Annotated in this window: 9 protein-coding genes; all 9 read right to left on the bottom strand. The window is 42.6% G+C overall.

Translation table 11 applies throughout. The annotated features are described in order from the left end of the window. Nucleotides 1–28 precede the first annotated feature (28 nt). The 9 genes from rpsG to ACUW6H_RS06085 all read right to left on the bottom strand — a co-directional run bounded on the left by rpsG (nucleotide 29) and on the right by ACUW6H_RS06085 (nucleotide 12,919). Complete coding sequence (rpsG, locus tag ACUW6H_RS06125) at nucleotides 29–499, bottom strand: 30S ribosomal protein S7 (protein ID WP_000087873.1); 471 nt, start codon at nucleotides 497–499, stop codon at nucleotides 29–31. Between the two features lie 19 nt (nucleotides 500–518). Further along, nucleotides 519–935 carry a 30S ribosomal protein S12 gene (gene rpsL, locus ACUW6H_RS06120; protein ID WP_001142333.1) on the bottom strand — a complete coding sequence of 139 codons (417 nt, stop codon included), beginning with the start codon at nucleotides 933–935 and terminating at the stop codon, nucleotides 519–521. A gap of 318 nt (nucleotides 936–1,253) precedes the next feature. Continuing rightward, nucleotides 1,254–1,853: a response regulator transcription factor gene (locus tag ACUW6H_RS06115; RefSeq protein WP_000772061.1), complete on the bottom strand. Its 600-nt coding sequence runs from the start codon at nucleotides 1,851–1,853 to the stop codon at nucleotides 1,254–1,256. Between the two features lies 1 nt (nucleotide 1,854). Continuing rightward, nucleotides 1,855–2,952 carry a sensor histidine kinase gene (locus tag ACUW6H_RS06110; RefSeq protein ID WP_454362969.1) on the bottom strand — a complete coding sequence of 366 codons (1,098 nt, stop codon included), beginning with the start codon at nucleotides 2,950–2,952 and terminating at the stop codon, nucleotides 1,855–1,857. A gap of 4 nt (nucleotides 2,953–2,956) precedes the next feature. Then, nucleotides 2,957–3,691: an ABC transporter permease gene (locus ACUW6H_RS06105; protein WP_454362967.1), complete on the bottom strand. Its 735-nt coding sequence runs from the start codon at nucleotides 3,689–3,691 to the stop codon at nucleotides 2,957–2,959. A 12-nt stretch (nucleotides 3,692–3,703) separates the two neighbouring features. Beyond that, nucleotides 3,704–4,579, bottom strand: a complete 876-nt coding sequence (locus ACUW6H_RS06100) for an ABC transporter ATP-binding protein (RefSeq protein ID WP_454362965.1) — start codon at nucleotides 4,577–4,579, stop codon at nucleotides 3,704–3,706. Beyond that, nucleotides 4,566–4,760: a hypothetical protein gene (locus ACUW6H_RS06095; RefSeq protein WP_000709170.1), complete on the bottom strand. Its 195-nt coding sequence runs from the start codon at nucleotides 4,758–4,760 to the stop codon at nucleotides 4,566–4,568. Before ACUW6H_RS06095 ends, ACUW6H_RS06100 begins: the two co-directional genes overlap by 14 nt. Next, nucleotides 4,757–4,963 carry a hypothetical protein gene (locus tag ACUW6H_RS06090; protein ID WP_454362963.1) on the bottom strand — a complete coding sequence of 69 codons (207 nt, stop codon included), beginning with the start codon at nucleotides 4,961–4,963 and terminating at the stop codon, nucleotides 4,757–4,759. The genes ACUW6H_RS06095 and ACUW6H_RS06090 overlap by 4 nt, the downstream gene beginning before the upstream one ends. Nucleotides 4,964–5,074: 111 nt before the next feature. After that, on the bottom strand, nucleotides 5,075–12,919 hold the full coding sequence (locus ACUW6H_RS06085; RefSeq protein ID WP_454362961.1) for a YSIRK-type signal peptide-containing protein: 7,845 nt from the start codon (nucleotides 12,917–12,919) through the stop codon (nucleotides 5,075–5,077). Nucleotides 12,920–12,953: the final 34 nt, after the last annotated feature.

The raw sequence follows: 12,953 nt of genomic DNA, 5'->3' as shown, positions 1-12,953 counted from the left end.
GGCCTTTACCGCTCTTGGTATCATTTTATTACCAACGGAAGTGTGCGAAGGCACGGTTAGCTTCAGCCATACGGTGAGTGTCTTCACGTTTCTTAACTGCTGCACCAGTGTTGTTCGCAGCATCCAAGATTTCTTTTGCAAGACGGTCTTGCATTGTGTGTTCACCACGAAGGCGAGCGATTGTTACCAACCAACGAAGTCCAAGTGTTGTACGACGTTCTGGACGAACTTCAACTGGGACTTGGTAGTTAGATCCACCAACACGACGTGCACGTACTTCAAGTACAGGCATGATGTTTTCCATAGCTGTTTCAAATACTTCAAGTGCATCGTTACCAGTAGCTTCTTTGATTTGCTCAAAAGCACCGTAAACGATTGAAGCAGCTGTACCACGTTTACCGTCAAGCATAACGCGGTTGATAAGACGAGTAACTAATTGTGAATTGTAAAGCGGATCTGGCAATACGTCACGTTTTGGAGCTCTATTTTTACGACTCATTTCTCTTTATCCCCTTTCCTTATGCTTTTTTCGGACGTTTAGTACCGTATTTAGAACGGCCTTGTTTACGATCGTTAACACCTGCAGTATCAAGTGCACCACGGACGATATGGTAACGTACCCCTGGAAGGTCTTTTACACGTCCACCGCGAAGAAGCACCACGCTGTGTTCTTGCAAGTTGTGTCCGATACCTGGGATGTAGGCAGTAACTTCGATAAGGTTGCTCAAACGTACACGAGCGAATTTACGAAGGGCAGAGTTAGGTTTTTTAGGTGTCATTGTTCCAACACGAGTTGCAACACCACGTTTTTGTGGTGAAGAAACGTTTGTTTGAACTTTTTTATGACTGTTGTAACCAACGTTCAAAGCTGGTGATTTAGATTTTTCTACTTTTGATTTACGCGGTTTGCGAACCAATTGGTTAATTGTAGGCATCTACATTCTCCTGTGTTTTTTTATTTTTGGTGATGATACACTTGGTGACAGCTACCATCTGTGTGTACTTTTGCAACATTTGTCAGCACGTCCCTGTACACTTTTGAGAGACCAAAAGTAAAAAGTACCGTCTATTATTGTAACACAATTTTTCCTTCATTGTCAAGATATTTTTCATTTTTATTCTGATCTTTTAACTCTTTGACACTAGCTTTCACCGCTTTTCTAAACCAGAAAAGGAGGCTATTTGCCTCCTCCTTTCTAGTATGGATTTCCTTCGATTCAAGTTGTCATTTCGGAATTTTTTAACCCTTCTTATCAAAGCCAACCAGATTCTTTTGCAATGTTGGCTGCCTCTGTTCGATTACCAGCATCTAGTTTCGAAAGAATATTGGTGACATAGTTTCGGACGGTTCCATTTGATAGATAAAGCTGATCTGCGATTTCTTGATTAGACAAGCCCTGAGCGATTCCCTTTAAAACAGCGATTTCTTGCTCTGTTAACGGATTGGGGTGCGTCATCACCACTTCCATCAATTCAGGCGAATATTCCTTACGTCCTTCAAGAACAGTGTGCAAGGTTTGCATGAGGTCTGCAATGCTTCTTTCTTTCAAGACATAAGCATCCACTCCAGCCTTGACCGCACGTTCAAAATAGCCAGGGCGTTTGAAGGTCGTCACCACAACCACCTTTGTTTCTAGCTTTTCTGCTCGTATCCACTCCAAGACTTCGAGGCCTGTCTTAACAGGCATTTCTACGTCAAGAATGGCGATATCCACAGACTCTTTTTCTAAAAGTTGGATTGCTTCTTGGCCATCCTTGGCTTGTAGGACAGAATCTACATCTGGTTGAAAGGTAAGCAACTGGCACATGGCATCTCGCAACATACTTTGATCTTCTGCAACAAGTAGTTTCATCTTAGTTTCTCTCCTTATAAGGTAGTCGAACCTGCACTTCAGTCGGATGTTTCTGACTGATCACCTTTACTTCTCCTGAAAAAGGAAGGACACGGTCTCGAACGGTATGGAGCTCATCTCCTTTTAAAGAAGCAAAGCCACATCCATCATCTCTCACTGTTAGAATGAGTTCTTTCTCAGTTCGTTCTAATTTCAAGTAAGCTTTCGATGCTTTGGCATGTTTGATGATATTGGTCACTAACTCAAGCAAAATCATGGAAGCCGTTGACTCCAAATCCTGAGTTAAGCTAGCAGTATCTAATTGGTGATCGATTTCTGTTTCAATTCCTGCAATTTCCAGCATTTTTTTCACAGTCGTAAATTCGGAAACAAGGGTTCTTGTTTTAAGATTTTCGATAATTGTACGAACTTCATTCATGGATTCTTTACTGATCTGATGAATTTCTTTTAATTCTTTTTCCACTTGAGGATAGGCCTGCATTTGAAGAAGCTGGAGGGCAAGGTCCGTCTTCACGCTCAACATAGCAAAGGTATGGCCTAGACTGTCATGAAGATCCTGACCAATACGACTGCGTTCATTTTCAGCCAAGAAAAGACTGAGCTTGGCATTTTGTTTCATCTTTTCTTCTTTTATCTGTTCAGATACCTGAATCCGATAAAGACCGAAGGTCAAGGCATCAGAAACGATAAAGGTCACCAAGAAAAAGAGGAGGTGCCAGGGACTAACTTGACCAACCATAGAGATTCCAGTTAAAATCATCGGTTGTAAGACAACAAAACTGACAAAACGCCAAGAGTGGAAAGAAACCTCATCCAGCTCATAAATAAGGAGATTAGATAAATAAAAGATAAACCAAGCGAAGCTCGCATTTAGCCAGATGGAACTGTAAAAAATGTAGGCAAGCATGATCCACCAAGCTAGCCACTGCACGGTGCGATTCTGACTGATTAAAACCGAGTAGAAGGCAAGAACAAATAGTAAGGTCCATAACAAGGTTAAAAGCGGGTACTCTCCACCGATGACACCCGCTATAGGAAAGATGATAAACACTGTTGAAATATGAAACATATAATGAGTGTTTTTTAATTTTTCCAACATAGATTTATTTTACCTCGATCCGTTTTTTCAGTTGAATGACCAATACACCAAAGAAAACTGTATAGCCTAGTACAACTAAGGCAGCAAGAATATTAAATTCATGGTGCTCCAAATAAGTAGAGACGACCTGCATCAGTTGATAGGTTGGAGTCAGTTTTCCAATAGATTGGAGCCATTCTGGGAATGAATTCAAAGGAAACCAGAGTCCACCTAGGACAGCCAAAGCAATATAGGCAATATTTCCAATAACCGTCATCAGTTGAGCACTGGGAAGCAAACTCACCAAGACACCCATGCTGATAAAGACCACGCTACCGACCAGCAAAATAGTACCAATCACCAACCAGTCAAGCCAAGGCAGCGTCACTCCGCGGACAAAATGACCAACCGAAAAGACAACTATAATTGATAACAAGAAAGTCAGCAGCGTACTGAACAGTTTTGATACATAATATTCTACCATAGAAACAGGAGAATGTTGAATCAATTTTTGCCAGTTGTTTGTCTTATCAGACTCGAGTGTGCTAGGGATACTGAAAAAGGCGCTTGACATGATACTAAAGAGCGTCATGGCAAAAAGATAGGCTTGAAGAACAATTTCTGGAACATCTGACCCTGACATCATACCAGAAAAGATAAGGTAAAACACACTTGGAAGTCCGATGGATAGCAAGTAGTAGACGGCTTGCCGTTTCATCAGAATGATTTCCACTTTCATGAGACTTGTCATATTTTTCATCGTCAATCTCCTTTAATCTTGAGTCGTTTCGAAGATACTGTCTAAGAGAGTTCGATTGCGAACTTCAATTTCTTCGATCATGCAGCCCTGTTCTTGCAAGGCTTCCCATACCTGGCTGGCTTCTTTGGTTGTGAAGGAAAGAGCATTTTGCTTGATTTCAAGCCCTTGAATCTGGTCCAAAGTGCTGATAACTTCCTGATAAGTTAGAGGAACGGTAAAGTGTTTTTCCTGTTCTTCACCACGCATGGCATAAGGCGTCGTATCGCGAATCAATTCACCCTTGTGGAGGACCAAAATGCGGTCAGCCGTATGTTCTACCTCTTCGATATAGTGAGAAGAGTAGACAATGGTGACACCATTTTTCTTTAACTGATTGACAATTTCCCAAAAATGCTGACGTGTCGAGGTATCCATGGCAGCAGTTGGTTCGTCCAAAAATAGAATTTTCGGACGACCTATTAGTGCCAACACGAAAGAGAACAAACGTTTTTGCCCACCAGACAACTTGCCCGCTAGCTGATTTTTCTGTTTGTCCGAAAATCTCAGCAAGTCATCAATTTCTTGATTGGAGAGACTGTTTGGATAGATTGATTGAAAGAAGGATAAGAGTTCTTTCACTTTCAAGTCTTGAACCACCGTATTTTCTTGAGGTAAGATAGAAATAAGCTGCTTTAATCGAGGATCTGTTGGTGCAAAGCCTTGAATAGCTATCTGACCTGAGCTCACGAACTTGTCGCCCAAGAGGCAATCAATCAAGGTCGTCTTACCTGCTCCGTTAGGTCCGATCAAGGCGACACATTCACCATCGTTGATTTCAAAGGAGATGTTCCGCAAGATCTCCTTGTCTTTTATTTTCTTACTCAATTTCTCAACTTTAATCACAGTCATGAGATTCTCCTTTCAACCACTTCATTCCCATAGGGAAAACAACGAAAATCATAAACCCAAAACCCCAAGCACCACGAATAAATTGGCGAAGCACGGTTTGGTCAAACCAACCAGTAAACATTTCCACTAACCATACCAAGAGTGATAGGCTGATAAAGAAATAGATGATTGCTTTTTTCATTCCTCAAACTCCTTTTTCACATCTCTGACCAATTTCAAACCTTCTCTGACAAGCCAAGACATCATTCCAAAGCCAGCAAAGAGCTCCCAAGGAAAATGGTAGAAACCCTCGTCCAATCCTGAAAACATGAGATAGGTCATAACTCCTGCTGCTACTAAACCCACTGCGACAATCATTTTATTTTTCATTTCTTCTTCCTCCATTTCCTACTTCAATTATAGTCTTTTGAAGTTGACGGAGCTAGATGCTTCTGTCACTAGGAAATATGACAAATGTCATAAAAAAAGAACCGATTTCTCGGTTCTTAAAAATGATTAGTCTGATTCATCGTTTCGTTTCTTTTTACCTAGCAATCCAAGTGTCATGACACCTGCTAGGGCGGTTAGAATTCCTAGATTTTTCAAACCATCTTCTTGACTTCCTGTATTTGGAAGTTGATTTTTTTCTACAGAGATGTTTTGAGTCAATTGATCTGGTTTTGAATCAGCTACTGAAAGTTCTTTTTTATCAGACGGCTTCACTTGCTCTGGAAGTTCTACTACTGTTGGAGTATAGAATCCTGAAAGGTTATTTCCATTGCGATCTTTACGGATCACTTTCACACCTTTTGCTTGTCCTACAAAGTCTGCCTCAGGGGTAAAGGTGACGGTGCCATCTGGTGAGATTACATAAGTTCCTTCACCTGGAACGACTTTTTCAGTTGTTCCATCTTCAAAGGTTGGCGGAACTGTCAGATCGACATCACCTGTAAAGTTTGGTTTACCAGTCTGAGTTTGACCTTTAAGACCTTCTGATGTCGCATCACTCACTTGTGTTTGTCCAAGGACAGTTGGTGTGTAGCGAGCAGTAACTACATTTCCATACATATCCAAACGTTTCACAACCAATCCTTTGGCTCTACCAACAAAGTCTGGTTCTGGAGTAAAGGTAATCTTACCATCTTTATCAATTGTATAGCTTCCTTCACCCGGAACAACCATAGTCGTGCTACCATACTCAAAGGTTGGTGGAACAGTCGAATCGATATGTCCTTCAAACACTGGTGTTGCCACTTGTGGTTGGCCTTTTGCTCCTGTAGAAGTCGTGTCATGACCAGTAGATGGATCTACAACTGTTGGACGATAGCTTGCAGTAACTGGAGTACCGTTCTTATCCTTGCGAACAATCGTTACGCCTGTTCCTTTTCCTACAAAATTAGCTTCTGGAGTGAAGGTGACGGTGCCATCTGGTGAGATAGCATAAGTTCCTTCACCTGGAATCACTTTTTCAGTTGATCCATTTTCAAATGTTGCTGCCACTGTTTCATCGATTGGAACAAGCGGATTACCACCTTGGAAGCTTGGAGTTCCTGTTTGAACAAGCCCCTTAATGTTAACTGAAGAAGTATCTTTACCAGTTGGTGTTACTTTCGTAAACTCTGGGCTGTAAGTCGCAGTGACTGGGGTGCCATTCTTATCCACACGCTTCACTGTAACTGGAGCTGGGTTTCCAACAAACTGTTTATCTGGAGTGAAAGTTACAGTTCCGTCTGGTGCAATCGTGTAAGTTCCTTGACCTGGAATAGATTTCTCTTTGCTTCCATTTGCGAAGGTTGGCTCTACTGTTTCATCGATTGGAACCAGTGGGTCACCACCTTGGAAGGTTGGGGTGCCGGTTTGTGGAAGTCCTTGAGGACCTGTGCTGGTTGCACCGGTTCCAGTTGGGGTTACTTTCGTAAACTCTGGACTGTAAGTTGCAGTAACTGGGGTGCCATTCTTATCTACTCGTTTCACTGTGACTGGATCTGGGGTTCCGACAAACTGCTTGTTTGGTGTGAAGGTCATTGTTCCGTCTGGCGCAATCGTGTAAGTCCCTTGACCTGGAATAGATTTCTCTTTGCTTCCATCTGCGAAGGTTGGCTCAACTGTTTCATCAATTGGAACCAGTGGATCACCACCAGCAAACGTTGGAGTCCCGGTTTGTGGAACACCCTGAGGACCTGTGCTGGTTGCGCCAGTTCCTGTAGGAGTGACCTTAGTCACTGTTGATGTATAAGTCGCAGTAACCTCTGTACCGTTCTTATCTACACGTTTGACTGCGACTGGAGCTGGAGTACCAACATATTGTTTTTCTGGCGTAAAGGTGATAGAGCCATCTGGATTGATGCTGTATTCACCTACACCTGAAACGGTTTTCGTTGACTGTCCATCTTCGAAAGTCATTGGTTTCGTATCATCAATTGGAACCAATGGATTCCCTTCTGTGAAGGTTGGGGTACCTTTTTGCGGTTGACCTTGGATACCATTTGAAGTGGCGTCCGTTGAAGTTGGGATTACTTCTTTCACCACCGCTTGGTACTTGACAGTAACAGGAGTGCCGTTGGCATCCACACGAGTCAATTCAAGTTCTGGTGTTTCACCCTTGAACTGCTTATCTGGGGTGAAGGTCACCTTGCCGTCTGCGTCCACTTCGAACTTACCAACATTTGGCACTTCCTTCACAGCTGTTCCATTGTCAAATAGTGGAGTCGAATCTGCTGGGAATGGAACCGAGTCATGACCTGGGGTGAAGGTCACTTTACCTTCTTGAACCTGACCTTGCAGACCCTCTGTCTTATCTCCCGTACCAGTTGGTGTTACTTTCGTGAACTCTGGACTGTAGGTCGCAGTCACTGGAGTGCCATTCTTATCCACACGTTTCACTGTGATTGGATCTGGGTTTCCGACAAACTGCTTGTCTGGAGTGAAGGTTACAGTTCCATCTGGCGCAATTGTGTAGGTTCCTTGTTCTGGAGTCACTTTTTCCTTGCTTCCATCTGCGAAGGTTGGCTCAACTGTTTCATCAATTGGAACCAGTGGATCACCACCAGCAAACGTTGGAGTCCCGGTTTGTGGAACACCCTGAGGACCTGTGCTGGTTGCGCCAGTTCCTGTAGGGGTTACCTTAGTCACTGTTGGGGTATAAGTCGCAGTAACTGGGGTACCATTCTTATCCACACGTCTGACTGTGACTGGAGCTGGAGTACCAACATATTGTTTTTCTGGCGTAAAGGTGATAGAGCCATCTGGATTGATGCTGTATTCACCTACACCTGAAACGGTTTTCGTTGACTGTCCATCTTCGAAAGTCATTGGTTTCGTATCATCAATTGGAACCAATGGATTACCTTCTGTGAAGGTTGGGGTACCTTTTTGCGGTTGACCTTGGATACCATTTGAAGTGGCGTCCGTTGAAGTTGGGATTACTTCTTTCACCACCGCTTGGTACTTGACAGTAACAGGAGTTCCGTTAGCATCCACACGAGTCAATTCAAGTTCAGGTGTTTCACCCTTGAACTGTTTATCAGGAGTAAAGGTCACCTTACCGTCTGCGTCCACTTCGAACTTACCAACATTTGGCACTTCTTTCACAGTTGTACCATTGTCAAATAGTGGAGTTGAAGCTGCTGGGAATGGAACCGAGTCATGGCCTGGAGTAAAAGTCACTTTACCTTCTTGGACCTGTCCTTGCAGACCTTCTGTCTTATCACCTGTACCAGTCGGTGTTACTTTCGTAAACCCTGGACTGTAAGTCGCAGTGACTGGAGTTCCATTCTTATCAACGCGTTTAACCGTTACTGGATCTGGGTTTCCGACAAACTGTTTGTCTGGAGTGAAAGTTACAGTTCCATCTGGTGCAATCGTGTAGGTTCCTTGGCCTGGAATAGATTTCTCTTTGCTTCCATCTTCAAAGGTTGGATCGACTGTTTCATCGATTGGAACCAGTGGATCACCACCTTGGAAGCTTGGAGTTCCTGTTTGTGGAACACCCTGAGGGCCTGTGCTGGTTGCGTTCGTTCCTGTAGGGGTTACTTCTTTCACTACTGCTTGGTACTTGACTGTAACAGGAGTGCCGTTGGCATCCACACGAGTCAATTCAAGTTCTGGTGTTTCACCCTTGAACTGTTTGTCTGGAGTGAAGGTTACCTTACCGTCTGCGTCCACTTCGAACTTACCAACATTTGGCACTTCTTTCACAGTTGTACCATTGTCAAATAGTGGAGTTGAATCAGCTGGGAATGGAACAGAATCATGACCTGGGGTGAAGCTGACTTTACCTTCTTGGACCTGACCTTGAAGGCCTTCTGTCTTATCACCTGTACCAGTCGGTGTTACTTTCTCAACAACTGGGGTATAGGTCGTTACAGTCGACTCTCCATTTTTATCCACCACTCCAACTCGAACTGGAGTTGCTGGACCATAGAAGGTTTTCAGTGGAGTAAAGACAATTGTTTTATTTACAAGATCTAAATCATACGTCCCTTGGTCGGCAATGGTTAGCGAAGTTACCTTTTGCCCATTCTCATCATAAAGAAAAACACTACTTTGGACTAGTTCGACGGATTTCTTTGCTCCATTAATGGTTGTTGTCCCTTTTGTAAAGTGGACCTCGCTCTCGCTTGCTCTATCCTCATCAAATTGAATCGTCGCTGCCTGCTTCTGCCCTTGAAGGCCTTTAGATTTCGCTGCACTTGCTGAAGGTACAACTGGAAGCGGAACATAATACACCACCCGAAACCAGGTAAATTCTTTTTCCAACTCTTCATCTCTAGGATCATCCGCGTTCATTAAATATTCATAGAGAGCTCCTTCTCCCGACATTGTGTTTGCGTCAATATCCTCTCTTGGATAATAGCCAGGAATTTCAGGAGAAATCACTTGAGACCAAGTTTGGTCTGCAGACCAGGCTGAGTATGTCACACCTGCTGTCGCATCATTTGGTTGCCGTTTCGCCAAAACCTGATCAATTCTCTTAGTTCGAGTAAACGAATGAGTCTCAACATGTTTTGGAGGGAGGAGTGATAAATCAGAATGGTTTGTTTTTTTGAGATATTCAAAATCAACCTCGCGAGTTCCACGAACAGTTTCGGTTAGTTCTGTAATCTTGTGTCTAAACTGAAACTTGAATTGTTTTGGACTAGCCGAGTCACCAAAGGTATGATCTGTAAAATCGTTACTGATCAGTTCATATCCTGCATCTTCCAATTCCTTAATTCGACGAGCAGGATCATAAGAAATTGGTCCATTAGGTTTTCCTACAACTGTGTCTACCTGTCCTAGTTGCACTTCCTTAGACGGATCATTTACATCCACAAAGGTGAAACTTGCAGATGACAGTTTGGTGGACATTTGGATTGAAACATTATTGGACTCAGTGTACTTGGAACTACCATTTGCCAGAGCCGAAGAAAGATAAGCTCTCGCACCTGAGGTTGTATTTTGCTCGATAACTGCTCCATCAATATTAAACTGAACCCTACTTCCAGCAGCAACCGGTGCAGTCGAATGCCAACGAACTGCACGAATCTCCGACCAATCCGATACCTGTTCTGCAGTGAGCCATTGTGAAGCATTAATTTCTGCAGCATTGCCCGCAGTACGACTATATTGAACTTCCCAGCCTGAAGGTGGGGTTAGAGCTTTTGTCAAACTCACTGTAAATTCAGAACCACGATTTCTTGATTCCAGCTGTTTATCACCTTTCATCGGCAAAGAAGATAAGACATATACATCTGAAACTGACTGTTTAGCTGCGTTTTTATAGGTCACTCTGAAATCAATCTCATCACCAGGATAGTGTTCTTGGGTATTATAGGCAAAGTGCTGATTTGTAGCTCTCTTCACTTCAGAGTAGACACCGCTCGCTTCCGACGCCTGTACGACCACATTGAAGTCATGAGATGTCGAATTTTTCGAAGTAACGGTAATACCATCCAATTCACCTAGATCATAACCATTTTGAGCTTGAACATCTGGAAGTTCTTCGTCCCAGAAAGCAATTGCTTTATAGGTATAGGTCCCATTTGGAATCGTCTTGTTTTCCAATTTCAAAAGCGATGGGGGCATAGGGGAGTCTGGGGTTCCCTTTACTTGAGCATAGTAGAGAGTTTTCCCAGTATCTTTGTAATTATAATAGACCTTAAAATTAGGATTCCCACTAAAGTTTAATTGTGGATCAGCCAAATAGGCCAAATGGTAAACTCCCGTCAAATTTGCGAAATTCTGGGTAGGTGTATTTCTACCAGCAGTCGTTGTGATAAAATCTTGCTTAAAACCAGAAGCATCTGTATGTCGATTGAAAACATCTGTCCGACGGCGTCCAACCATTGAAATTTGCTGGATAACACGCGTCAATTCGGCTGAAGCTGTTTGAGAGAAGGAAACAGTGTTTCCAGTATTCTTAAAAGTGAAATCCGTTCTAGAATCCAACTTACTAATCGTCGAATCCTTATACAGACTTTCCCAATTATTAAAGCGCGTTTTGGTCTGGAAAAAGAGTGTAGAAGTATCATTTGTCGAGGACTTCCTCATCTTGATATTTTTAAACTTGTACTCTAGCTCCTTCACATCTTGCTCTTCCGTCAATCGTAGACTACGAGTGCTACTGTTAAAAGTCCCTAATAACTCACCTGTCGCTTTATTGTATACTTCTACGGATGCATCCGGTGAGGAGAAAAATTCATTCCAATAACGATCCTCAATCGCATTGACTTCTCGATAAGACTCTCGTGAATCCTGTATTTTATGGGTGACCGTGTAGTCATTGATAGGATAATCTTTTTCAACCTCAGCAACTGATGAAAGTCGAACATTAGAACGGTATTCTGTTTCACCATAAGAACGAATTATCTCCGAGTCAGACTGATTATAGTGTCTAAACTCAAAGAGAGAAGACTCTGACTGGTCTGTTTTTTGAACAAGGAGAGTATAAGGCAGAACGACCGTATTTTGATAGCTAGTCCCATCTGCTTTTGTATAGATACCCGTCACTGTTAGGTTTTGCGCTTTTCTATCAATATCTGCTACTTTGGCATTCTTTAACTTGAAAGAAATTGGAATGAGCTTGTTTTTATTGTTATTCATATCTTGAAGCGGATTATTTGCTCTATTAATAGTCAGATGGTAACCCGTCGCATCGGCAGTCCATCCTAGAGCTTTGGCTTCATCTGTCAGCTCATATCCTTCTTTTAACTCTATATTATAGGTATAAGATGTGACAGGATCAATGATATGCCCACCGACATCATTAATTCCCATACCATTGATCATACGACCATCAAAGACACCATTCCCATAGTTGAAGTAATCATTTCTTGCCGTATTATTCTTAGGATCTTTTGCACCATTAAATAGATAGTAGGATACAACAGACGAATCTTCGTCAACAATACCATCGTTATTTCGATCGTAGCCAATGACCTGATTGTTAGACATTGGTGTCAGACCCCCTACACCGTTTTCTAAGACTTTCCACGTGTGTTCAATGCTTCCAAGTTCTTTGAGGACATTGCCATTTTTGTCATAGAGCTTAGCAGTGGCGGTCACTTTATGGTCCGGCCCAATGGCTTGGACAGCACCTCCCCAGTTCTGAGTCAAAGGATCTATCTGAAAAGTATAGACGAAGTTATAGTTTGCTCCACCTCTCAGATTAACGGGTTCTATCTTTAAATCAAGGTCTCCATTTATTTTTTCTTGACTGAACTTTACACCACCGACAGGAGAAGGGGCCAATTTAATAGCTTTCCCATTTTGGAAATGAATTTTGATATACCCACCAGAATAGTCTGCTTCGTGTCCAGTAATACTAAAGGTCAAGGATTCACGGACACTATCTACCGCATGGATATCTTTGATTGGCGAATGAGCTTGAAATGCAGCATTGACTTCATCTAGCGATCTCTTGCGTCTAGAAGAAGTTTTCCCACTAGATCCGCTTTCTTCCTTGCTTTTCTGCTCAGTTTGAGTTGATTCTAGAGATTGCTTTTTCCCCTCATCTAAAGAAGGTCGACTCGTTTCCTTCGTATTATCAACTTGTGAAACTGGTTGGCTCTGAGCGACTGGTTCAGATACTTCTGTTTTGGACGGTTCAGTTTTATCCTTCCGGTCCTTAACTGCTTCGTTCTGTGTTACCTCTTTTTGAGGTTCAGAAAGGACTTCCTGTCCATTCTCAGCACTTTTTTCCTTCTGTTGAATTTCCGCCTGCGTTTGTTGTTCCTTATTGTTGACTTGAGCTTCATCCGCTTGCACTGGAGAAGTAGCCATCACCATAAAGGTTCCTAACAATACCGAGCAAGTCCCAACACTTAACTTTCTAATTGAAAAGCGGGAAAAAGATTGATTAAAAATTTTTTTCTTCATCATTTCTCCTTTATATTCATACTTAATCTAATATAAC

Source organism: Streptococcus sp. 151470009-6, assembly GCF_053628175.1.
The sequence above is the reverse complement of the archived record's forward strand: the minus strand, read 5'-3'. Positions and strand labels throughout refer to the sequence as shown.